This window comes from Streptomyces camelliae (assembly GCF_027625935.1).
Classification (GTDB): Bacteria; Actinomycetota; Actinomycetes; order Streptomycetales; family Streptomycetaceae; genus Streptomyces; species Streptomyces camelliae.
On sequence record NZ_CP115300.1, the window covers coordinates 1,172,183 to 1,193,961 of the forward strand.

At 73.3% G+C, this 21,779-nt stretch carries 19 protein-coding genes; 8 read left to right on the forward strand and 11 right to left on the reverse strand.

Features of this window, described 5'->3' with window-relative positions:
* The first annotated feature begins 34 nt into the window (after window positions 1-34).
* Entirely contained in the window at window positions 35-340 is a 306-nt protein-coding gene (locus O1G22_RS05530) for a DUF4235 domain-containing protein (RefSeq protein WP_270080254.1), read from the forward strand.
* A gap of 140 nt (window positions 341-480) precedes the next feature.
* Here the strand turns inward: O1G22_RS05530 and O1G22_RS05535 are convergent, their stop codons facing one another.
* A complete protein-coding gene (locus O1G22_RS05535) occupies window positions 481-945 on the reverse strand; it encodes a pyridoxamine 5'-phosphate oxidase family protein (RefSeq protein ID WP_270080255.1) in 465 nt (154 codons plus the stop codon).
* A 44-nt stretch (window positions 946-989) separates the two neighbouring features.
* Window positions 990-1,709, reverse strand: a complete 720-nt coding sequence (locus O1G22_RS05540) for a TetR/AcrR family transcriptional regulator (RefSeq protein WP_270080256.1) — start codon at window positions 1,707-1,709, stop codon at window positions 990-992.
* A gap of 121 nt (window positions 1,710-1,830) precedes the next feature.
* Between O1G22_RS05540 and O1G22_RS05545 the strand changes: the two genes are divergently transcribed.
* Window positions 1,831-3,333, forward strand: a complete 1,503-nt coding sequence (locus O1G22_RS05545) for an APC family permease (RefSeq protein WP_270080257.1) — start codon at window positions 1,831-1,833, stop codon at window positions 3,331-3,333.
* 33 nt (window positions 3,334-3,366) lie between these two features.
* Window positions 3,367-4,992, forward strand: coding sequence for an amidohydrolase (locus O1G22_RS05550; RefSeq protein WP_270080258.1), 1,626 nt, complete (start codon window positions 3,367-3,369; stop codon window positions 4,990-4,992).
* Window positions 4,993-5,004: 12 nt separating this feature from the next.
* Here O1G22_RS05550 and O1G22_RS05555 read toward each other — a convergent pair whose 3' ends face one another.
* Window positions 5,005-5,973, reverse strand: a complete 969-nt coding sequence (locus tag O1G22_RS05555) for a GlxA family transcriptional regulator (RefSeq protein ID WP_270080259.1) — start codon at window positions 5,971-5,973, stop codon at window positions 5,005-5,007.
* Between the two features lie 71 nt (window positions 5,974-6,044).
* Here O1G22_RS05555 and O1G22_RS05560 point away from each other — a divergent pair, with 71 nt between their 5' ends.
* Window positions 6,045-6,995, forward strand: a complete 951-nt coding sequence (locus O1G22_RS05560; protein ID WP_270080260.1) for an NADP-dependent oxidoreductase — start codon at window positions 6,045-6,047, stop codon at window positions 6,993-6,995.
* A 144-nt stretch (window positions 6,996-7,139) separates the two neighbouring features.
* Complete coding sequence (locus O1G22_RS05565) at window positions 7,140-7,520, forward strand: anti-sigma factor antagonist (RefSeq protein ID WP_270080261.1); 381 nt, start codon at window positions 7,140-7,142, stop codon at window positions 7,518-7,520.
* Window positions 7,521-7,543: 23 nt separating this feature from the next.
* Here O1G22_RS05565 and O1G22_RS05570 read toward each other — a convergent pair whose 3' ends face one another.
* The 3 genes from O1G22_RS05570 to O1G22_RS05580 form a co-directional block, all read right to left on the reverse strand.
* A complete protein-coding gene (locus O1G22_RS05570) occupies window positions 7,544-8,488 on the reverse strand; it encodes a ribose-phosphate diphosphokinase (RefSeq protein ID WP_270080262.1) in 945 nt (314 codons plus the stop codon).
* Between the two features lie 42 nt (window positions 8,489-8,530).
* Window positions 8,531-10,876 (reverse strand): ArnT family glycosyltransferase, encoded by a 2,346-nt coding sequence (locus tag O1G22_RS05575; protein ID WP_270080263.1) that lies wholly within the window; start codon window positions 10,874-10,876, stop codon window positions 8,531-8,533.
* 160 nt (window positions 10,877-11,036) lie between these two features.
* Window positions 11,037-11,282 (reverse strand): hypothetical protein, encoded by a 246-nt coding sequence (locus tag O1G22_RS05580; protein WP_270080264.1) that lies wholly within the window; start codon window positions 11,280-11,282, stop codon window positions 11,037-11,039.
* A gap of 65 nt (window positions 11,283-11,347) precedes the next feature.
* Between O1G22_RS05580 and O1G22_RS05585 the strand changes: the two genes are divergently transcribed.
* Window positions 11,348-12,388, forward strand: coding sequence for a PHP domain-containing protein (locus tag O1G22_RS05585; RefSeq protein ID WP_270080265.1), 1,041 nt, complete (start codon window positions 11,348-11,350; stop codon window positions 12,386-12,388).
* Between the two features lie 213 nt (window positions 12,389-12,601).
* Here O1G22_RS05585 and O1G22_RS05590 read toward each other — a convergent pair whose 3' ends face one another.
* The 4 genes from O1G22_RS05590 to O1G22_RS05605 form a co-directional block, all read right to left on the reverse strand.
* Window positions 12,602-13,480, reverse strand: coding sequence for an alpha/beta fold hydrolase (locus O1G22_RS05590; protein WP_270080266.1), 879 nt, complete (start codon window positions 13,478-13,480; stop codon window positions 12,602-12,604).
* Between the two features lie 149 nt (window positions 13,481-13,629).
* A complete protein-coding gene (locus O1G22_RS05595; RefSeq protein WP_270080267.1) occupies window positions 13,630-14,916 on the reverse strand; it encodes an ROK family transcriptional regulator in 1,287 nt (428 codons plus the stop codon).
* 109 nt (window positions 14,917-15,025) lie between these two features.
* Window positions 15,026-15,970 (reverse strand): phosphotransferase family protein, encoded by a 945-nt coding sequence (locus O1G22_RS05600; protein ID WP_270086341.1) that lies wholly within the window; start codon window positions 15,968-15,970, stop codon window positions 15,026-15,028.
* Between the two features lie 127 nt (window positions 15,971-16,097).
* Window positions 16,098-19,274 (reverse strand): cytochrome P450, encoded by a 3,177-nt coding sequence (locus tag O1G22_RS05605; protein WP_270080268.1) that lies wholly within the window; start codon window positions 19,272-19,274, stop codon window positions 16,098-16,100.
* A 265-nt stretch (window positions 19,275-19,539) separates the two neighbouring features.
* On the opposite strand from O1G22_RS05605, the gene O1G22_RS05610 reads away from it, so the two are divergent.
* Entirely contained in the window at window positions 19,540-20,214 is a 675-nt protein-coding gene (locus O1G22_RS05610; RefSeq protein ID WP_270080269.1) for a PAS domain-containing protein, read from the forward strand.
* 40 nt (window positions 20,215-20,254) lie between these two features.
* Here the strand turns inward: O1G22_RS05610 and O1G22_RS05615 are convergent, their stop codons facing one another.
* On the reverse strand, window positions 20,255-21,175 hold the full coding sequence (locus O1G22_RS05615) for a DUF3626 domain-containing protein (protein WP_270080270.1): 921 nt from the start codon (window positions 21,173-21,175) through the stop codon (window positions 20,255-20,257).
* A gap of 106 nt (window positions 21,176-21,281) precedes the next feature.
* On the opposite strand from O1G22_RS05615, the gene O1G22_RS05620 reads away from it, so the two are divergent.
* Entirely contained in the window at window positions 21,282-21,776 is a 495-nt protein-coding gene (locus O1G22_RS05620) for an FBP domain-containing protein (protein WP_270080271.1), read from the forward strand.
* Window positions 21,777-21,779 lie beyond the last annotated feature (3 nt).

The following is a 21,779-nucleotide window of genomic DNA, read 5'->3' on the forward strand; positions in this document are numbered from 1 at the left end:
CTAGGAGGGTGGTCCGGCGCGGAAGAAGTCACCCATGGCCAAGAAAAAGAAGAAGAAGCTCCCCTTCGTCTACCAGCCGATCGGTTTCGTGCTCGGCTGGGTGAGCGGCGCGGTGGCCGGGCTCGCCTTCCGGCAGACCTGGAAGGCGCTCCGGCACGAGGAGGACGCGCCCGACGCGCTGGACCCGGACCGCGGCTGGGGCGAGATCCTGCTGGCCGCGGCGGTGCAGGGGGCGATCTTCGCCGTGGTGCGCAGCGCGGTGGATCGTGCGGGAGCGAAGGCTATTGCGCGGTCCACCGGTGTTTGGCCTGTGGCCTCGGAGGAGGGTGGGCCGGGTTGAGCCGCCGGCTCGCCATAGGGGTATCGGCCGTATGCGGCTGCGGCGCCGTCGTGGTCGATCGCTCCCCCGAGTTCTCGGCTTCGCTCGAACAGGGGGACCCCCAACGCGGCGGAGCCGCACATCGATACAGCCCCGCGCCCTTACGGGGCGCTGAGCCACTTCCCCTCGCTCATCAGCTCCCGGCCCCTCAGTTCGTTCGCCTCGCGCCAGGCCTGGACGCGCTGTGGGAGGACCTTGAAGTACAGGTAACGGGTGGCCAGAAGGCGGGGGTCGAAGCCGGTCTTGCCTGCGAAGACCTCGGCGTCCTCCTCGGGGAGGTCTTCCGGGGGAACCATCTGGACCGTGGCGTCGATCATGACGACGTCCCGGGTGGGGCCGAGGCCCAGGCGGGCGCGGCCCGTGGTCGCGAGGTTGCGGCCGGTGGGGCTCTCGGCCGGGGTGGCGATCAGCAGGGTGGCGCCGTCCCACACGAAGGACAGCGGTACGAGAAAGGGAGCACCGCCGTCGGGGCCGGCCGTGGCGACCCAGACGTCGACGTCGTTCTCCAGCCGGTGGAGGGTGTCCTTCTTGCGCTCTGCCAGGGTGCGGGCGGGCGGTGGGGTCATGGCGTACGGCCTCCTCGGGATAGCCATCCCCGCCAGTGTGACCGTCAGCCCGCCCCTTGCGCACGGTATTGATCGAGGCGTGTCCGTGCCGCCGTCAGCAGCAGGTCGAGGGCGGCCGGGTAGGAACTGGCCCGCATGGTGGCGACGAGGTGGCGGGACGTGGCCGCGATGTGCGGGTGCGTGGCGGCGGGCAGGCGGCCGTAGGTGGTGCGCCACACCTCCGCCTCGGCCTCGCGCGCGGCCCGGGGCAGGGCGGTGCCCGCGGAGTCCAGCGCGCCGAAGGCGAGGGCCTGGTCGACGAAGGCGTGGTAGAGCCGCGCAGCCTCCGCATCCGGGAACCCGGCCCGCCGCAGCACCCCGAGGATGGTCTCCACGGCGTGGATCTCGTGCGCCCGGCCGGTGACCCGGTGGGCGCTGAGCACCGCCGCCCGGGGGTGCGCGAGGGCGCCGGCGTGCATCCGCAGGCCCAGATCGCGCAGGTCGGCCTGCCAGTCGCCGGTGGGCCGCCAGGTGCGCATGGTGTGGCCGATCAGCTCGTCGGCGATGGCCAGCATCAGATCGTCGGTGTGCCGGAAGTACCGGTACAGGGAGCTGGGATCGGCGCCGAGGGCCCGGCCGAGGCGGCGCACGGACAGGGCGTCGGCGCCGTGCTCCTCGATCAGCCGCAGCGCGGTGGCGACGATCAGCTCCTCGGACAGGACGACGCCCTGTTTGGTGGGGCGTCGGCGCTGCCGGCCGGCGGCCGGTACGACGCGTTCGCTCATGGGGCCTCCTCGGATTGCCCGGCACCTTATGACAACACCGTTGACCTGTGAAGTGCGCGGGCGGTTTCATCTCCGGTCACCGGGGCCGACCAGGCCCCCCGGTGCGAGCGGAGAGCCGGCGATGAACCAGACCCCCTTCGGTGTGGATCCCCCCGCGCAGCCCGAGCTGCGCAAGTCCCTGAGCGTGCTGGACGGTGTCGCCGTGGCCGCGTCCAGTACGGCCGCGACCACGAGCATCGGCATCGGCCTCGGCGTGACGGCCGGGGTCGTCGGCCTGCATCTGCCGGCGATCATGCTGCTGGCGTTCCTGCCGATCCTCGGCATCGCCGGGGCCTACTCCCGGCTCAACCGGGTGGAGCCGAACGCGGGCAACGGCTATGTGTGGGTGGGCCGTTCGCTCAGCCCCTGGCTCGGTTTCCTGGTCGGCTGGGTCAACTGCGTGGCGAGCGTGGCCTTCCTCGCCTATACCACCGCGGTCACCGGTTCCGCCCTGCTGCAGCTGGCCGGGGAGGCGGGGGTGCACCGGATCGGCTCGCTCGCGCTCGACCCGGGCTCCACGGCGCAGACGACGGCCCTCGGCATCGTCGTGCTGGTCGCGGTCACCCTGACCGCCGTGACCGGGGTGCGTACGGCGGCCCGGCTGCAGACCGGGCTGCTGCTCTTCGAGTACGCCGTCCTGCTGGGCTTCTGCGGCTACGGCATCGCCGTGGGCCCGCACCCGTTCCGGCTCTCCTGGTTCGACCCCTTCGCGATCCCCTCGGCGTCCGCCCTGGCGCAGGGGCTGCTGCTGTCGGTGTTCTGCTACTGGGGTTTCGAGGCCGCGTTCACCGTCAACGAGGAGGTGCGCGAGCCGCGCGACGCCTCTCGGGCCGGGACGATCACCCTGGTGACCATGCTCGGGCTGTTCCTGCTCGGCTCGGTCGCCTTCCAACGGGTGCTGTCCGGGCCGGAGTTGGCCGGACACGGTGCTGAGGGCCTGGCGTACTTCGGGGACCGGCTGGCCCAGCAGCCGCTGGCCGCGCTGCCGTTGGTGGCGCTGATGTTCTCGGCGGTGGCCTCGCTCCAGGCCGGGGTCATCCCGACGGCCCGCGGGATGTTCGCGATGAGCCGGGACCGTACCCTCGGGCCGGTGTGGTCCAAGGTCAGCTCCCGGTACGGGACTCCGGCGGCCGGGACGCTGCTGATCGGGGCGGTGTCCGCGGCGGTGGCGTTGCTCGCGCTGGTGATCCCGCGTCTCGCCGACATGATCAACGCCACGGTGAACGCGGTCGGGATCGTCGTCTCGCTGTCGTACGCGCTGACCGCGCTCGCCGCCGCGGTGCGCTTCCGCGCCGCGCTGCGCGAGGGGCTGCGCGAGGGGCTGAGGGCGGTGGTGCTGCCCGCGCTGAGCGCTCTGGCGCTGCTGGGGCTCGGCGGGTATCTGGGGTGGTCCTTCTACCGCTCCACCGACCATCTGGAACTCCGCGCGGACAACGGCTGGTTCCTGCTGCTCATGCCGGTCGCGATGATCGCCTCCGGGTTCGTCGTGGCCGCGTGGGCGAAGTGGGGGCGCAGATCGCCGTACTTCCGCACCGGGCACGGCACCGACGCCGACGCGCCCGAGCTGCTCCCGAGCTCCAACTGACCTGTATGCACAGACCACTTCAGGAAAGGCATCATGCACGCTGATCTCCTCTTCACCGGCGGTCCCGTCCTCACCCCCGAGGGCCGTACGGCGAGTGCCGTGGCCGTCACCGGTGACCGGATCACCGCCGTCGGGCACGACGAGGTGCGCGAACTCGCCGGGCCCCGCACCGAGGTGGTGGACCTCGCCGGGCGGCTGCTGCTGCCCGGCTTCCAGGACGCGCACGTCCATCCCGTGCCGGCCGGGCTGGAGCTGAGCCAGTGCGATCTGACGGGCGCGCGGACGGCAGAGGAGTCCGTGGCCGCCGTACGCGCCTATGCCGACGCCCATCCGGACCGTGCGTGGATCCTCGGCGGCGGCTGGTCGATGGAGGCGTTCGCGGGCGGTACACCGACCAAGGAGCTGCTCGACGCGGCCGTACCGGACCGGCCGGTGTATCTGCCCAACCGGGACCATCACGGCGCCTGGGTGAACAGCCGGGCGCTTGAGCTGGCGGGCATCGGCCGGGACACGCCCGACCCGGCCGACGGGCGGATCGAGCGGGACGCCTCCGGGGAGCCGGGCGGCACTCTCCAGGAGGGCGCGATGCAGCTGGTCGGCCGGCTGGCCCCGCCCGCGACCGCGGCCGACCGGCTGGGGGCGCTGCTGCACGCCCAGCGGCATCTGCACGCGCTCGGCATCACCGCGTGGCAGGACGCGCTGGTCGGGGACTTCCTCGGTATGGACGACCCGGCCGAGGCGTACCGCACGGCCGCCCGGGCAGGGACGCTCACCGCGCGGGTGGTGGGCGCGCTGTGGTGGGACCGGGAGCGTGGCGCCGAGCAGATCCCCGAACTAGTGGAGAAACGGCGGGAGTTCAGCCACGGCCGGTTCCGGGCGGGCTCGGTGAAGCTGATGCTGGACGGGGTCGCCGAGAACGGTACGGCCGCCCTGCTCGACCCCTATCTGGACACGTGCGGCTGCGCCACCGCCAACCGCGGCAAGAGCTTCATCGACCCCGGCCGACTGCCGAAGTACGTCACGGAGCTGGACGCACTCGGCTTCCAGTGCCACTTCCACGCCCTCGGCGACCGGGCCGTACGCGACGCACTGGACGCCGTCGAGGCGGCGCGCGCCGCGAACGGGCCGAGTGACACCCGGCCGCATCTCGCACACCTCCAGGTCGTACACCCGGACGACGTGCCCCGGTTCGCACGGCTCGGCGCGACCGCCAACATCCAGCCGCTGTGGGCCGCGCACGAACCGCAGATGGACGAGCTGACGATCCCCTTCCTCGGGGCCGAACGGGCTTCCTGGCAGTACCCCTTCGGGGCACTGCTGCGATCCGGGGCACGGCTCGCGGCGGGCAGCGACTGGCCGGTGAGCAGCCCCGATCCGCTCCAGGGCATCCATGTCGCGGTCAACCGGGTGGAACCGGGCGGCGGTGGACCGGTGTTCCTGCCCGGGGAACGGCTCGGCCTCGCGGACGCGCTGACGGCGTACACGGCTGGGTCGGCGTACGTGAACCATCTGGACGACACCGGCCGGGTGGCCGTCGGGGCGCTGGCCGACCTGGTGGTGCTGGACCGGGATCCGTTCGCCGGTCCGCCGGAGGAGATCACGCAGACGGGCGTGGCGCTCACCTATGTGGGCGGGGAGCGGGTGTACGCGGCCGGGTGACCTCGGGGCGGCTCAGCGGGCCTGCTGGAACGTTCTGCGGTAGGCCTGCGGGGACACCCCGATGGCCGCGTGGAGGTGCTGGCGCAGCGAGGCGCCGGTGGCGAAGCCGACCTCGGCGGCGATCCGGTCCACCGGAAGGTCGCTGGACTCCAGCAGATGCCGGGCCCGGGCGACGCGCTGCTGGATCAGCCAGCGGCCGGGGCTGAGGCCGACCTCGTCACTGAAGCGGCGGGCGAAGGTGCGCAGGCTCATCCGGGCGTGGCCGGCGAGGTCGGCCAGGGTGAGCGGCTCGCCCAGGCGCTCCAGGGCCCACAGCCGGGTCCCGGCCGTGCTCGCCGCGCCGCTCTCCGGGACGGGCTGCTCGATGTACTGGGCCTGGCCGCCGTCCCGGAACGGCGGGACGACACAGCAGCGGGCGACGAAGTTGGCCAGCTCGCTGCCGTGGTCGGTGCGCACGATGTGCAGGCAGACGTCGACGCCGGCGGCGGCTCCGGCCGAGGTGAGGATGCGGCCGTCGGCGACGAAGAGCACGTCCGGGTCGAGGTCCACCTGCGGGAAGCGGCGCCGGAACGGCTCGGCACAGTGCCAGTGGGTGGTGGCCTTGCGGCCGTCGAGCAGGCCGGCCTGGGCGAGGACGAACGCGGCCGTGCAGATGGAGACGATCCGGGCGTCCGGGCGGATGCGGGCGAGCGCCGCGGCGACCTCGTCGGGCAGTTCGTCGGGGATGTACGCCGGCGGCATCGAGGTGACGACCACCGTGTCCGCCGTGTCCAGGATCTCCGGGCCGTGCTCGACGCCGATGGTGAAGTCGGCGCTGCTGCGCACGGGCAGGCCGTCGACCGAGCAGGTGAGCACCTCGTAGTGGCCGTCGGCGGCGCCGAGGATCCGGCTGGGGATGCCCAGTTCGAAGGGGTAGACGCCGTCCAGCGCGAGGACGACGACCCGCTCGGGGCGGCGGGTGCGCGGGAGCAGATCAGGCATGGCAGGATCTTATCGAAAGGTGGCCATCATGCCATTTTCCTGTCGCGCGAACCCGGGCAGGCTGGTTGACCATGAACGATGTGAACACGATGCGAGCCATCAGCCAGGACGTCCTCGGCGGTCCCGAGGTGCTGAAGGAAGTACGGGTGGAGCGGCCGAAGCCGGGGCCGAACCAGGTGCTGGTCCGGGTGCGGGCCGCCGGGGTCAACCCCACGGACTGGAAGCACCGGGCCCTGGGGGTCTTCCTGGGCGAGCCGCCGTTCGTCCTCGGCTGGGACGTCTCCGGGGAGGTCGCCGAGACCGGGATCGGCGTGGCCGCCTTCCGGCCCGGCGACGAGGTCTTCGGCATGCTGCCCTACCCGTACGGGGCCGGCTCGCACGCGGAGTACGTGATCGCCCCGGTGCGTGCCCTCACGCACAAGCCGGCCTCCCTCGACCACACCCAGGCGGGCGCACTGCCGCTGGTGTCGCTGACCGCCTGGCAGGCGCTGACCGAGCACGCGGACGTCCGGCCGGGGCAGCGGGTGCTGATCCATGCGGCGGCGGGCGGGGTCGGGCATGTGGCCGTGCAGATCGCCAAGGCGCGTGGCGCGTATGTGATCGGCACGGCGAGCGCGGGCAAGCACGGCTTCCTGCGCGAGATCGGCGTGGACGAGCCGGTCGACTACCGGACGACCGACGTCACCGAGGCGGTGCGGGACGTGGACGTCGTCCTGGACACGCTCGGCGGGGACACGTCCGTACAGTCGTTGAAGGTGCTGCGGCCCGGCGGGGTCGTCGTGTCGATCCTGCCCGTCGGCTCCTCGGAGTTCCCCGACGAGGCCGAGCGGCGCGGGGTACGGGCCGTGCGCATGCTGGTGGACGCCGACCGGGCCGGCATGGAGGCGATCGCGGGGCTGGCGGAGTCGGGAAAGCTGACGGCGGCGATCGCCGGGACGTTTCCGCTGGCCGACGCGGCGAAGGCGCACGCGCTGGGCGAGACCGGCCGGACGGCGGGGAAGCTGGTGCTGCTGGTCGACTGAGCAATGGTCGCCGGGCAGTTGACCGACACGCGCGAAACTCGACGACATATGTCAATCGAACATGCTCAAATTCCTTTCATCGAGGGTAACTTGGCGATCGGGGACTGACCCCGTGGCCGGGCGTGGGTGGGAGGTGAAGCGGCCGTGCGGGACGAGCGTGCACCCTTCCACCGCCATCTGCGCGTCTACGAACACCGGGCGCACACGGTGCTGGAGCTGCGCGGCGAGATCGACCTGGTCTCGGCCACGGAGATCGGCCCGCTGCTCGACCGGTTCACCGGCCGGCCCGGCGCCCGGGTGGTGATCGACCTGCGCCCGGTGGAGTTCTTCGACTGCTCGGGGCTGCGGCTGCTGCAGCGGGCCCGCGTCCGGGTGCAGGACGGCGGCGGACGGGTGTTCCTGGTGTGCACGCATCCGCTGACCCTGCGCGTCCTGAAGGTCACCGGGCTGTCCCGGCTGCTGCCCGCCCACCCCAGTCTGGACGCGGCCCTGGCCCGCTCCGAGGCCGCGTCCGGCTCGCTGTAGGCTCCCGGTCCCCTCCGGGGCCGCTACGACTGCTCGAACAGGGCGCTCACCGACTCGCCGTCGTGAATGCGCCGTACCGCTTCGGCCAGGGCGGGGGCGATGGACAGCACCCGGAGTTTGTCCGTGTGTTCGTCCGCCGGCACCGGCACGGTGTTGGTGCAGACGATCTCCAGCACGTCCGGCTGCTCGCTCAGCCGCTTGACGGCACCGGCCGCGAACACACCGTGCGTGCACGCCACCCGGATCGAGCGGGGCGACGACTCCCGGAGTCTGTCGAGGAGTTCGAGCACCGTGCTGCCCTTGGCGATCTCGTCGTCCAGCACGATGACGTCCCGGCCGGCGACGTCGCCGATGACGGAGCTGATGGTCACCCGGTCGTCCGCGTACCGCTGTTTGGCGCCGGCCGCCACCTGGGCCCCGATCAGCCGGGCGAAGGCGGCGGCCTGCTTGGCGTTGCCGAGGTCGGGCGAGACCACCGTGGTGCGCGTCAGGTCGTACTGCCGGAAGTGCGCGGCCAGTTCGCGCAGCGCGTGCAGATGGTCCACCGGCACCGAGAAGAAGCCGTGCACCTGCGGGGCGTGCAGGGTCATCGCGAGGACCCGGCGGGCGCCGGCCGCCACCAGCAGATCGGCGACCAGGCGCCCGCCGAGGGAGATGCGCGGCGCGTCCTTCTTGTCCGAGCGGGCGTAGGAGTAGTGCGGCATCACGACCGTGATCCGGGCCGCCGAGGCACCCCGGGCGGCGTCGCACATCAGCAGCAGCTCCACCAGGTGTTCCTGCACCGGCCGGACCAGTGGCTGGAGCAGGAACACGTCCCGTTCCCGGCAGTTGGCCTGAAGCTGCACCTCCAGGCAGTCGTTGGCGAACCGGCTGACCCGGGTCGGGCTCAGCGGCACGCCGAGGTGGGCGCAGACCTCCTGGGCCAGTTCGGGATGGGCACTGCCGCTGAAGACGGCGATGTCTCGCACGATCCGCTCCTCGCATGACCGGCACCGGCTGCCGCGTTCATGCTACTGGGCCGGTCCGCACCGGTAGAGGACCTCCGTGCCGGCCATGGCCCCGGCGAGCCCCGGCAGGGACGAGCCCCCGGCGGCGAAGTCCGTGCCGCCGTAGGCCGAGGCCGGCACCCTGGCACAGGTGGCCCGCACCCAGCCGGTGATCTGCGCGGCGGCGGTCTGCCCGGTGCCGGCCGGTGCCGTCCCGGTGGCGCCGCCCGGCGTCCGCGTGCCGTCGGCCGCCCTCCTGGTGCCGCCGGCCGTGAGGCTCGTGCCCCGGCCACCGCTCAGCAGCACGTAGCGCACCTTGCCGGTGGCGACCAGCTGCTGGAACCGGTCCTCGGTCGGGAACGGCACCCGGCCGCTGAAGCCGCCGATCGGCAGGACGTGAGCGCCGGCCGCCAGGATGTACGGCGCCGCCGAGCTCCAGCCGGTGGTGGCGAACACATAGGCGGCGGAGCCCTGGTGCGCGCGGGTGTAGGCGAGCAGCCGGTTCTGGGCCACGCTCAGTCCGCCGCCCGTCGCGGTGCTGCCGAAACCGCCCCCGAATCCGCCCCGGGCGGAGCCGCCCCGGCTCATGCCGCGTGTGCCGCCGCTGATCCCCCGCCCGAACCCCGCTTCGCCGGCCCATGCCGTCCGCCCGGGCCGTGCAACCCCGGGGCCCGTCGTGCCATGGCTGCGGGGCACGCCGTTCGGGCCGACCGAGCCCATGACGTTGGTGCGGTACGACGGAGCGAAGACCTGCACCGCCCAGGCGCTCGGCGCGATGAGCAGGGCGGCCAGACAGGCGGCGAGACCGGCGAGCGCGAGCCGGCCGCCGGCGCGCGGCCGCCCGGGCCGGGCCACGAACAGCAGCGCCGGCCCGGCGAGGCCGAGCACGGCCACGGTGGGCGGCAGCCACGGCACGAACGACGGGAACTGGCCGGCCAGGTACGCGGCCCAGACCGCCGTCGCCGCCACCGCGCCCGGCAGGGCCCAGGCGCGCGGCCCGCCGGCCCGGTGGGCGCGCCACATCAACACGGTCCCGGCGCCGGTGAGCGCGGCGAGCGGCACCGCGATCACACCCATGTAGTACGTGTGCCCGGCGACACTGCCCGCGCTGAATACCAGGAAGTACAGGGCGAGCCAGCTGCTCCACAGCACGTACCCGGCGCGCAGCCGGTCGGTGCGCGGCCGGCCCCGGGACCACAGCAGTCCGCACACCGCGGCGATCGCGGCTATCGGGTAGAACCAGCCGGTCTGGGAGGCGAGCGGCGTGTCGAACATCTTCCCCCAGCCGTCCTGGCCGTCGCCGGGCCCGCCGGCCGCCTGGGACCTGGCACTCGCCCCGGCGGCCGTGGGCTCAGCAGCCGCTGCCCCCGCGCTCGTCGAGCCGCGCGGGTCCCGGGCCGCCCCGGCGCCCTGCGCACCGCCCGTGCCGAGGGCGCGGTGACCGTCGTACGTACCGGCGCCGCCGTGACCGCCTCCGCCGAACTGGCTGCTGACGCTGCCCGTGGAAGCCGCGTCGATGCCGAGCGAGGAGAAACGGGTCAGGAAGTTGTAGCCGACCACCATGCTGAACGCCGAGTTGTTGGTGGTGCCATCCACATAGGGCCGGTTCTGGGCCGGAGTGAGGGTGACGGCGACCATCCAGGACGCCGACACGGCGGTCATCACCAGGGCGGAGACGCCGAGGTGCGCCAGCCGGCGGCGCAGCGGGAGCGGTGCGGAGAGCAGATGGACCAGCGCGAGCGCGGGCAGGACGACCCACGCCTCCAGCATCTTGGCCTGGAAGCCGACGCCGATCCACACACCGGCCATGACCAGCGGGCGCAGCCGGCCGTCCCGGGCGGCCCGCTGGGTGGCCTCGGCCGCCAGCAGCAGGCACAGCGTGAACATGGGGTCCTCGACCGAGGTGCGGAACAGCCCGATCGCGACGGGCGTCACCAGGAAGGCCGCGCCGGCGATGAGCGCCGCGTGCACCCCGGCCCAGCGGCGCACCAGGCGGTACAGCACCAGCAGGCTCGCCACCCCTTCCAGGACCTGGGGAAGGGTCACCGACCACGGATGGAATCCGAAGATCCGCGCAGAGAGCGCTTGCGGCCACAGGAATCCCGGCAATTTGTCGAGCGTGATGGAATTCCCGGGGTCGAAAGAGCCGTAGAAGAAGGCCTTCCAGCTCTGCGTCATGCTGCGGACCGCGCTCGCGTAGAACGTGTGGTACGTGCTGCGGTCGATGCCCCAGGTGAAGAGCACAGCGGCGAGCACGACGAGGACCAGCAGCACAGGGCGGGCGTATGCGGGCTCGCCGTGGGGTGATCGCCAGGGCGGGCGGCGGACGGCACCGGTGGGGGCGGCTGCGTCGAGGACGTTCGTGGCCATGCGCAGCAGTCTTCGTCACCGAAGACGTCCGCACCGCCGGTGAAGCTCCCTTTCAAGGAAACTCTCACCGCCCCCAGGCCGATTCTTTAACCGCATGGGAGCGCGCTGACGCCGATCAAGTGAATTCCTTACCCGGGGCAGGGTATTGACGCTCGGTGGCTCAGTGCAGCTTCCAGGTGTACTTGCCCCCGCCCACCCAGCGGACCATGTCCGGGTCGTCCAGGTCGTGGATGGTGATGCCGTACGAGGCGGCGGTCTCCAGTACGTCGGTGACGTTCCTGGCCTCACCGATCACCTGACCGTCGATCTCCATGATCCGGAAGGGGGGCTCGCCCGGTTTGCCCGGACATACGCCGAGCACCAGGACCCGTGGATGGGAGATGTGGGGCACTCCTTGTTCGGTCATGGAATAGAGCCTAGAACCGTGCCGTTCCTCGCGCTCCTTTCGGCCCCCTGGTCCACCCTGGGTGCATGGAACCCGTCGCCGCCCTCGACCGGATCGCCTTCCTGCTGGAGCGGTCGCTCGCGCCCTCCTACCGGGTGAAAGCCTTCCGTACGGCCGCCCGCACGCTGGCCGCGCTGCCTGCGGGCGAGGTCGCCGAGCGGGCCGCGGCGGGAACGCTGGAGGCGCTGAAGGGGGTCGGGCCGAAGACCGCGCAGGTGGTGCGGGAGGCGCTGGCCGGGGAGGTGCCCGGTTATCTGCGCAAGCTGGAGGAGGAGAGCGGGGGCGGGCCCGCCGAGGGCGCCGGGGCCGGGCTGCGGGCCCTCATCCGTGGGGACTGCCACACCCACTCGGACTGGTCCGACGGGGGCAGCCCCATCGAGGAGATGGGGCGGGCGGCGGCCGCGCTCGGGCACGAGTGGACCGCCCTGACCGATCACTCACCGCGGCTGACCGTGGCCCGTGGCCTGTCGCCGCAGCGGCTGCGCGAGCAGCTGGAGGTGGTGGCGGGGCTGAACGCGCGCTGGGCACCGTTCCGGCTGCTCACCGGCATCGAGTGCGACATCCTGGAGGACGGCTCGCTGGACCAGGAGCCCGAGCTGCTGGACCGGCTGGACGTGGTCGTGGTGTCCGTGCACTCCAAGCTGCGGATGGACGCCCGCTCGATGACCCGGCGGCTGGTCGCCGCCGTACGCGATCCGCACGCGGATGTGCTCGGGCACTGTACGGGGCGCCTGGTCACGGGGCGGGGGCGGCCGGAGTCGGAGTTCGACGCGGACGCGGTGTTCGCCGCGTGCGCCGAGTCCGGTACGGCCGTGGAGATCAACAGCAGGCCCGAGCGGCTGGACCCGCCCCGGCGGCTGCTGCGCCGGGCCGTGGCCGCGGGGGTGCTGTTCTCGGTGGACACCGACGCGCACGCGCCGGGCCAGCTGGACTGGCAGATCCTCGGCTGCGCCCGGGCCGAGGAGTGCGGGGTGCCCGCCGAGCGGGTGGTGACCACCTGGTCGGCCGAGGAGCTGCTGGACTGGACCCGGGCGGGCCGGGTCCCGGCCCGCGCGGCGAGTGCGTGAGGCAGGGGAAAGCCCCGGCCGTGACGGGGGAATCACGACCGGGGCGGTCGGGCGGAGGGCGGTCGCCTCTCGGCGAAAGGCTCCACAGGGCTTCAGCCGAACGATCGTCCCTGTGGGCGGATGGTGAGGCCCGGGGACACTGTCCCCTCCACACCCACGGTTTGTTCAACGGGCAACCACCCATGGGTGTTCCGAGAGGGTACGTGACCTGCGTCACCGTCCGGCCGTGTCCGATCCGGCGAGCTCGGCGGTCCGTACGGCGCCGGCCTCGATGAAGTCCCGCAGGTCGGCGGTGAGCCGGGCGGCATGCGTGACGAACATGCCGTGGCCGCCGTGCTCGTACACCTTCAGGGTGCCGTCCGGCACCAGCCGGGCCACCCGCTCCCCGGTGAGGGCCAGCGGCGCCGAGGTGTCGTGGGTGCCGTGCAGGACCAGCACCGGGAGGTCCAGGCCGGGCAGCTCGTCGGCGATGTCCAGCTCGGCGACGGCGGCCCGGATCCCGGTGGCGGCGCGGGGCCCGGCGGACAGGCACAGGTCGATGAGGTAGCGGACGTAGTCCGGGGAGACCTGGTTCTCGGGGAACTGGACCGCGAAGAAGTCGTCCGCGAAACGGGCGAACCAGGCGGCACGGTCACTCCGGAAGGACTCCTCGTCGGCGCGCACGAGGGCCGGGTCGATGCCCTCCGGGACGTTCGGCGAGCGGACGATCCCCGGGCTGACCCCGGCGACCAGGGCGACGCGGTCCACGCGTACGGTGCCGTGCCGGGTCACGCAGCGGATCACCTCGGCGGTGCCGACGGAGTGCCCGACGAGGGTGACCCCGCTGAGGTCGAGGTGGTCGAGCAGGCCGTACAGGTCGTCGGCGAGGGTGTCGAGGTCGTAGCCGGACCAGGTGTCGTCGGAGCGACCGTGGCCCCGCCGGTCCAGCGCCACGCAGCGGAAGCCGGCCTCCGCGAGCGGCAGGGTCTGGTACTCCCACATGTCGTGGCCGAGATAGGCGCTGGCGACGAAGACGGCGACGGGGCCCGTCGCGGGGCCGTGGTCGATGTAGTGCAGGCGGGTACCGTCGACGGGGCTCTCGAAGTACGGCATGGGTGCCTCCTCGGCTGTCCGGACCAGGTGCGACGCTGCTCGGTCGCGCTGACGTCACCGATACTCCCGGGATCCCGCGCACGGGTCGATTACTCATGAGGTCATGGCGGCGGGTACCGGCGAGGTCAGGGCCGCACGCACCCGCGCTGTCAGGGCGTGCGCTCCCGCAGGGCGGCGCGCCAGGCCGGCACGGGGTCCTCGGGGACCGGTTCGGGGCGGCGGCCGCCGGCGGCGAAGAAGTCGGCCAGCGGCAGGATCGCGGCGCCGACGGTCACCGCGTCGGGGCCGAGCCGGCCCAGGTCGATGGTGACCCGGTCGGCCGGGTGGCGCAGGGCGTACGTCGCCGCGTGCCGGCGTACGGCGGGCAGGAAGCGGCTGCCGAGCTGGAGGCCGGCCCAGCCGCCGACGATGATCCGCTCGGGCCGGAAGAGGTTGATCAGGTCGGACAGGCCCGCGCCGACGTACTCGGCGGTCTCCTCCAGGACGGCGAGGGCCACCGGGTCGGGCGCGGTGCCCTCGGGCGGGTGGGCGGCGGCGAGCATCGCGGTGAGCCGGGTCTCCTCGTCGGTGCCCTCCGGCGGCCTGCCGCCCTCCTCGCGCCACCGGGCGAGCAGCGACTCGGCACCCGCGTAGGCCTCCAGGCAGCCGGGCGCCCCGCACCGGCAGCGGCGCCCGCGCACCCGTACCGTCAGATGCCCCCACTCCACGGCCCGCCCGTGCTCCACCTCCGGGGTGACCAGGCAGGCGCCGACGCCGGAGCCGAAGAGCACGACCACGGCGTTGCGGGCGCCGCGTCCCGCGCCGAACCACATCTCGGCCTGGCCCAGGGTCTTGGCACCGTTGTCGATGAAGTACGGGATCTCGTCGGGGAGCCGGGAGGCCGAGCGGAGCAGCTGTTCCAGCGGTACGGCGTCCCAGCCGATGGTCTGGCCGTGGACGACGGCACCCCGGTCCGGGGTGTGCTCGACGATGCCGGGGACGCCGACACCGACGCCGAGCAGCCGCTTGGGCGCGGCCCGTTCGTCGCCGAGGACCTCGGCGATGCCGTCGCGGATGTGGCCGGCGATCACCTCGACGTCGTAGCCCTTCGGGGTCAACGGCCGTTCTGCGCGGGCGAGTTCGGTCAGGGTCAGGTCGAACAGCTCGACGCGGATCCGGGTCTCGCCGACGTCGACGCCGATCATCTGTCCGCTGTGCGGGGCGATGCGCAGCAGGGTGCGCGGCCGGCCACCGTCGGAGTCGACGCTGCCGGCCTCCTCGACCAGGCCGTCGGCGACCAGATCGGCGACCACGTTGCTGACCGAGCCGGAGCTCAGGCCCGTCGCGGGTCCCAGCTCGAACCGGCTCAGCGGGCCCTCGAAGTACAGCTTCTGGAGCACGGCCGTGCGGTTGCCCCGTCTGAGGTCGCGTACCGTGCGCCCGCTCCGCCCCGCCATGCCGCTCCCTTCACGAACCCGGCCCGACCCGCAACATACGCCTTCGGGCAACCGGAACACGACTTTCCAGCCGTCTTAGTTCATGCTATGAGCTAAGCGCTTCCGCCCGCTATGCGTCACGTGCGAGCCGGGCGATGTCGTCCAGCGCGGCGACGAGTTGCGGCGCGACCGTCTCCCGGACCCACCGGACATGCCCCTCCCCGGCCTGCCGCGGCACCGTCTCGATCAGCATGATCAGGTACAGATAGGCGCGGTACAGGGCGTATCGGATCCGCTCCGCGGGGCCGAAGACGGCCCGGCCGCCGCCCTCCCGGTAGCCGGCGAGGAAGTCCCGGTCCTTCTCGATGTCGTCCAGCAGGGCCAGGGAGACGAAGTCGGCGACCGGGTCGCCCCAGAACATGCGCTCGCCGTCGATGAGTCCGCCGATGCGGGGTCCGCCGGGGGTGCGGTGGACCAGGATGTTGCCCTGCCACAGGTCGAAGTGGACCGGGCGCGGGACGGTGACCTCGTCCAGTGCGCCGTACCCGGCCGCGAGCGCCTTCGCCACCTCGTCGGCGGGGAGCGGCAGTTCGGCGGCATAGCGGCGGGCGTCGTCCAGGACGGCGTCGAGCATCGCGGTGAACGCCGTACGCCAGTCGGGGGCGAGCGGGCCGAGCGCGCCGGACGGGTACCCGAAGGCGGGTCCGGTGATCTCGTGCAACCGGGCCACCTGGGCGCCCAATTCCCGGCGCAGCGCGGCCCGTTCGGCACCCGACAGGGAGTCGTCCCAGGGGGTGCCGGGGCAGCGGGTCTGGAGGGTGTGCCATACGGCGGGACCGTCGTCGGTGTGGAGGGCGCGCGGGGCGGGGACGCCGGCCTCGGCGGCGGCGCGGCAGAACTCCGTCTCGGCGGCGAGGAGCCGGAACTCGTAGCGGAGCCCCGGCCCGGTCGGCGCGGTCTTCAGGACGTAGCGGCCGCCGTCGGTGAGCCGCAGCTCCTCGACGGTGTTGTAGGTGCCGCCGCCGAGCGGGCGCACCCCGGCCAGCTGGTCCGGCGGCAGGCCCGCCGCGGCCAGGACCCGCCGGGCCCGCTCCTCGGAGACCTCGACCTGCGCGTCCCTGACCTGCGAGTCTCTGACCTGCGCGTCCCCGGCCTGCACGTCCGCGACCTCTGAGTCACCCACCGGGCCCCTCCCCCGCGGCTCAGCCGGCCGCGTACACGTCCTCGACGTAACGCCCGTCCGCCACCAGCGAGTTCAGCCACTTCTCGGCCGCCGCCCCGTCGGCGTGGGAGCGTTCCCGGTACAGGGTACGGAACGCCTGGCGCACGCCGGGAGCCATCCGGGAGCCGTCGCCGCAGACGTACACCCGGGCGCCGGAGTTCAACAGCTCCCAGACTTCGTCGGCCTCGGCGGCGATGCGGTGCTGAACGAACAGCGCGCCGTTCTCGGGAGCGGCGCTGAAGGCGGGGCGCAGCGAGACGGCGCCGGCGGTCTCGGCGGCCCGCAGTTCGTCCGCGTGCAGGAAGTCGGCGTCGGGGGCGTCACAGCCGAAGTACAGGAGCGCGGGCGGGAGTTCGGCCCCCGTGGCACGGGCCGTGACCCGGTCGGCCACGGCGCCGCGGAACGGGGCGAGTCCGGTGCCGGCGGCGATCATCACGACCGGTGCCGAGCCGTCGATCCGGAAGGCCTCGCGGCAGGGCTGGACGCGGGCGTACACGGTGTCGCCTGGCTTCAGGGCGGCCAGGTGGCCGGAACCGGTGCCACGGTAGCGGCCCCGGCCGGAGCGGGCGGGGGCGTCGAGCACGGAGACCATGAGGTCCACCTGGCCCGGGGCCACGGCCGGCGAGGAGGAGACGGAGTAGTGGCGGGGCCGCAGCGGCGTGAGCAGGTCGAGCAGGAGCGGCCAGCCGAGGGCGCCGCGCAGGGCCGGGTTGTCCTCGACGAGGTCCAGGAGGGTGCGCGGGTCGTCCGCGGTGACGGCGGCGAGGGCGGCGCGCTCGGGCGGGCAGGGGTTGGCCTCGGCCAGCAGGGCCAGCTGTCGGGCGGTCGGCCGCTCCTGCAACTCGGCGTGATGCGTGAGTAGTTGACGTACCGTCAGCGGCCGGTCCACGGCGAGGCTGTCGCGGCGCGGACGGGTGGCCCGGATGTCCAGCACGGCGTCGGGGTCGAGGCCGAACGCGGCGAGCGCGCGGTCCACCAGCTCGGGGGCGTGGGCGGGGAGCACGGTCAGGTGGTCGGCGGTGCGGTAGGTGACGCCCTCGGGCAGGGCGACGCGCAGGAACCGCTTGGTGCAGGGGTGGTCCGGCGCGGTGAGGTCGTAGGCCTCGGTGACCGTCATCGGGACCAGCTCGTGGCGTTCGGCGAGGGCGTCCAGCGGGCCGCCGGTGAGGATGCGGACCTCGTAGGCGTGGGCGGGCTCGTCCCCTGTCGGCCGCGTGGCGTCGGGGTCGCCGTACTCGGTGAGCAGGGCGGTGCGCAGCCGGGCGGTGAACTCCCGTACGGTGCCGGTGAGATCGCCGGAGCCGTCGGCGGCGGCCCGCTCGGTCAGCCGGACGGCGCCGAGTTCGGCGAGGCGGGCGTCGACCTGGGTGGGGACCTGCTGGTAGGTGGCGGCCCAGTTGCGGTCGCCGACACCGAGGACCGCGTAGGTGACGCCGGTCAGGTCGGGGGTGCTGTCCAGCCAGGCGGTGAAGGCGCCGGCGTCGTCGGTGGGGCGGCCGTTGTAGGAGGCGGCGGTGATGACGACGGGGCGGTCGGTGGGCAGTCCGTCCGCGTACGCGTCCAGGGCGGCGACCTCGGTGGCGCAGCCGACGGCGGCGGCCTCGTCGGCGAGCTGGGCGGCGAAGGCGCGGCAGGTGCCGTAGTTGCTGCCGTGCAGGAACAGGGCGCCGGTGCCGGGGCGGACGCGGGCCGGCAGGGTGTCCGGGTCCGTGGTCCGCTCGGTCCGCGACGGGAGGGCGCCGGGCAGCGGGGCATGGACGCGGTCGGCGGGGGTGCGCGGGGTGAGCGTGAGGGTGAAGCCCTCGGGCTTGAGGGTGAGGGTCTCCTTGATGTGGAGCCGGTAGTCGGCGTGGTCGTGCAGCCGGTAGCGGTGGACCAGCATGGCGAGCAGCATGGTGGCCTCGTGCAGCGCGAACTGCCGTCCGATGCAGGCGCGTTCACCGGTGCCGAAAGGTTTGAAGGCGTGCACCGGGCGGGCTGCCTCCGCCTCGGCGGTGAACCGCTCGGGGTCGAAGTGCTCCGGGTTGTCGCCCCACACGGGCTGGCGGTGCAGCATCGGGGCCATGACGGTCACGGCCTGTCCGGCGCGCAGCGGGATCCGGCCGCCGAGCAGGGTGTCCCGGCGGGCCTTGCGGGTGAAGGCGGCGGCCGTCGGCCACAGCCTGAGGGCCTCGTTGAGGACCTGGCGGGTGTAGGTGAGCCGGCCGATCTCGTCGTACGTCGGCTCCGGGTCGGGGTCGTCGCCCCACAGGGCGTCGGCCTCGCGCTGCACCAGCCGGAGCACGGCCGGATGCTTGGCGAGGTAGTACAGGGCGAAGGACATCGCGCCGGAGGTCGTCTCGTGGCCGGCGATCAGGAAGGTGATGACCTGGTTGCGGATGTTGGCCGCGTCCAGGGTGGTGCCGTCGGCGGGGTGCGGGGCGCTGAGCATCAGTCCGAGCAGGTCCTCGGCGCCGCTCTGGTCGGTGCCGGCGCGGGAGGCGATGACGTCGTCCACGACCTGGGCGAGGTGGTCCGCGTCCTGCCGGAAGGCCGCGTCGGCGGCGGAGTGGTCCTGGCCCGGGGTGCGGGCCAGACGGGTCATGCTCCACTCCAGGCAGCGGACCATCGACTCCACGAAGGGGTGCGGCTCGGCCCGCTCGAACGACCCGAAGTCGTAGTCGAACCCGGCCAGTCCGATGGTGTCGAGGGTCATGCGGGTCATGTCGTCGGGCACGTTCACGGCCTGCCCGTCCCGGGCCGCGCGGTCCCAGGCATCGATGAGCCGGCGGGCCACCTTGAGCATGACCGGGTGGTAGGTGCGCATCGAGCCGAGCGCGAAGGCGGGCATCAGGATGTCGTGCGCCTTGGCCCAGTTGGGTTCGTCGTTGTACGCCGTGAACAGGCCGTCGGCGGCGAATGCGCGCACGTTCTCCAGGGCGGGCCCGATGTGCTTGGCGAACCGCTCCTCGTCGGCGAGGTCCGCGACCAGATCGGCGTCGGCGACGAACGTCACGTCCCGCCCGTGCAGCCGGCGCACCAGCACCGGCCCGTGCGTGCGCATCAGCTCCATGACCTGCTGGATCGGGGTGCGGCCGGGACCGGTGGCGGTGATGTCGACGACGGGGACGCCGGGCAGGGTTCCGGCCGGGTCGGAGTGCGGAGCGGTGGGGGGCATGGCGCGCCAACTGCCTTTCGCGGTAACGGAGTACTCGGGGTAACGGAGTACTGCGTTCCAGGGTGGGTGAGCTGCGGCGCGGGCCCGTGCCCCGGCACTACACGTTTCCGCAGTCAAAACTTGGTTGCGGGTCTTGCGCCGGCCGCGCGTCCGGGGCTCGCGGTCGCGGCCCGGGGTGTGGGCGGTTTGCCGCTGACCTGGATCTTCGTCTTGGATGAACGATGAACAAGGATGAGGGGGCGGCTCGACACCTCGGGAGGTGGGCATGGACCTGCGGCGGGCCGACGCGGTCGTCTGGCGCAACCGGGCCCTGCTGGTCTTCGACCGGGTGTCGGTGCCGGTCGCGGTGTGCGATGTGTACGGCAAGGTGGTGCTGGCGAATCCCGCGATGGCCGCGGAGTGCGGTACGACGCCGGGGCGGCTGCGCGGGCGGGACGTGCTGGAGCTGTTCCGCCCGCAGGAGACCGGCCAGGTGGAGCGGATCGCCGAGGCGCTGCGGCTGCGGCACCGCTCGCGCTACCAGGTGTCGGTGCGCTGGCAGGCGCCCGGCGGGGTGGAGCGGTTCGGGGAGCTGACGGCGGACCCGGTGAGCGACAGCGTGGACGAGACACCGTCCCTGCTGGTGATGCTGCGGGTGCGGGGCGAGTGCGGGCCGCCGCCCACGCCGGATCCGGCCCCCGTCACTCCGGTCGAGGGCCAGGTCCTGGCACTGCTGGCGGGCGGCGCCGACACGGCCGCCGCCGCCCGCGAACTGGGCCTCAGCAAGGACGGTGTCACCTATCACCTGCGCCGCCTGTCGGCCCGCTGGGGCGCGGCGAACCGCACCGAACTGGTGGCCCGCGCCTATGCGTCGGGGGTACTTGTGCCGGGGGTGTGGCCGCCGGAGGCGAGGGTGCCGGAGGGGGAACAGGGCCGGGGCGGAGCGGGCCACCGTTGTTGACTGCGGGTGGGCGGGGGGCGCGGGGGGCGCGCCCACGTTGTCAGCCGGCCGCCCCGGAGCCGGCCACCGTCGCGTCACCCGCCGCCGTTCCCGCCGTCGCCGCGTGCGCCGTGCCCGCGCCCTCCGGTGCCCCGAAGCGAGCCAGGATGTGCCAGACCATCTTCAGGTCCTGGAGTGCGTAGCGTCCGCTGCGGGCCGCGTCGCCGAGGACGCGAGGGGTGAGCAGTCCGCGCTCGGCGACGGCCGCGCCGAGGTCGGCGTACTGCGGACCCCGGTAGCCGGCGTGGCGGCGCAGTGCGGTGACGGTGAGCCGGTAGCCGGGGTGCCAGTCGAGCGGGAGGGGCAGGCGCCGGGCCGCCGTCTCGACCGGGGTGCCCCGGTAGCTCGCGTCGAGGACGAGTGCCTCGACGTCCCTGGCCAGCAGGACACCGGCGTGGACATGGCCCTCGATGTAGTCGTTGAGCGGGTCCTGCTCGTCGGCCTCGGCGAGCGTGATCAGCGGCATCGCCGCGGCCACCCCGAAGTCGGCGGGCTCGGCCGCGCTGTCCGGATAGCAGAAGGTGGCCCGCGCCAGGACCGCCCCGGTGAGCCGGAGGTGCGAGGAGCCGAAGCGCGGGGCGGCGCCGACGACCTGGTGGCGGAAGTCCAGTGCGCCGTACACCGGCCGCTCGGCCGGGGGCGCGTCGTCGTACGCGCCCCCGAAGATCCGGCTCTCCCAGCGTGTGCGGTCGCCGCCCGGGTGCGCGGTGAGGCCGCCGTTGCTGGTGCCCGTGACGTACTGCGAGTGGTACGCGCCGTCCTGGGCGAGCGCCTCCAGGACGGGCAGTCCGGCGGAGATCCGGTCGGGGTGGAAGTTCAGGGTGATGCGCAGTGCGGGGTCGAGCGGTGGGCCGGACACCCCGGCCGCGACATGGTCCAGCGCCCGCCGGGCGCGCGGCGGCAGCCCGCACCGGAAATCCATTGGCCCACCCTCCCCTTGGCTACGTACGCTAGCCGTGAACCTAGACCCCCTAGGCACGCTCGACGACATTCCATTATTTCCCCGACGCATCCAGAAGGACTCCCCCATGAGACCGCTCACCGAGCAGGACATCCGCAATTCCTTCGTCAACTGCTCGAAGGGTGAGGCCAAGCGGCTGGCGGTCCCGCGCGATCTCGGTGAACGCCCGTGGGACGACCTGGACTTCCTCGGCTGGCGGGATCCGGGCGCGCCCGACCGCAGCTATCTGGTCACCGAACGGGGCGACCGGCTCGTGGGCGTCGCCCTGCGCTTCCAGGCCGCGCAGCGCGGTTTTCTGCACCGCAGCATGTGCTCGGTGTGCCTGACCACGCATCCGCGCGGCGGGGTGACGCTGATGACCGCGCGGAAGGCGGGACCGGCGGGCCGCGAGGGCAACTCGGCTGGCCTGTACATGTGCACCGACCTGGCGTGTTCCCTGTATGTGCGGGGGCGGAAGATCCCGGAGTCAGGGATCCGGATCGAGGAGAGCCTGACGGTCGATGAGCAGATCGCCCGCGCTACGGCCAACGTGCACGCGTTCCTCGACAAGCTGGACGCGTGACAC

Coding starts and splice junctions, on each gene's coding strand:
- O1G22_RS05530 (WP_270080254.1), top strand. CDS start 35: ATGGCCAAGAAAAAGAAGAAGAAGCTCCCCTTCGTCTACCAGCCGATC.
- O1G22_RS05535 (WP_270080255.1), bottom strand. CDS start 945: ATGACCCCACCGCCCGCCCGCACCCTGGCAGAGCGCAAGAAGGACACC.
- O1G22_RS05540 (WP_270080256.1), bottom strand. CDS start 1,709: ATGAGCGAACGCGTCGTACCGGCCGCCGGCCGGCAGCGCCGACGCCCC.
- O1G22_RS05545 (WP_270080257.1), top strand. CDS start 1,831: ATGAACCAGACCCCCTTCGGTGTGGATCCCCCCGCGCAGCCCGAGCTG.
- O1G22_RS05550 (WP_270080258.1), top strand. CDS start 3,367: ATGCACGCTGATCTCCTCTTCACCGGCGGTCCCGTCCTCACCCCCGAG.
- O1G22_RS05555 (WP_270080259.1), bottom strand. CDS start 5,973: ATGCCTGATCTGCTCCCGCGCACCCGCCGCCCCGAGCGGGTCGTCGTC.
- O1G22_RS05560 (WP_270080260.1), top strand. CDS start 6,045: ATGAACGATGTGAACACGATGCGAGCCATCAGCCAGGACGTCCTCGGC.
- O1G22_RS05575 (WP_270080263.1), bottom strand. CDS start 10,876: ATGGCCACGAACGTCCTCGACGCAGCCGCCCCCACCGGTGCCGTCCGC.
- O1G22_RS05580 (WP_270080264.1), bottom strand. CDS start 11,282: ATGACCGAACAAGGAGTGCCCCACATCTCCCATCCACGGGTCCTGGTG.
- O1G22_RS05585 (WP_270080265.1), top strand. CDS start 11,348: ATGGAACCCGTCGCCGCCCTCGACCGGATCGCCTTCCTGCTGGAGCGG.
- O1G22_RS05590 (WP_270080266.1), bottom strand. CDS start 13,480: ATGCCGTACTTCGAGAGCCCCGTCGACGGTACCCGCCTGCACTACATC.
- O1G22_RS05595 (WP_270080267.1), bottom strand. CDS start 14,916: ATGGCGGGGCGGAGCGGGCGCACGGTACGCGACCTCAGACGGGGCAAC.
- O1G22_RS05605 (WP_270080268.1), bottom strand. CDS start 19,274: ATGCCCCCCACCGCTCCGCACTCCGACCCGGCCGGAACCCTGCCCGGC.
- O1G22_RS05610 (WP_270080269.1), top strand. CDS start 19,540: ATGGACCTGCGGCGGGCCGACGCGGTCGTCTGGCGCAACCGGGCCCTG.
- O1G22_RS05615 (WP_270080270.1), bottom strand. CDS start 21,175: ATGGATTTCCGGTGCGGGCTGCCGCCGCGCGCCCGGCGGGCGCTGGAC.
- O1G22_RS05620 (WP_270080271.1), top strand. CDS start 21,282: ATGAGACCGCTCACCGAGCAGGACATCCGCAATTCCTTCGTCAACTGC.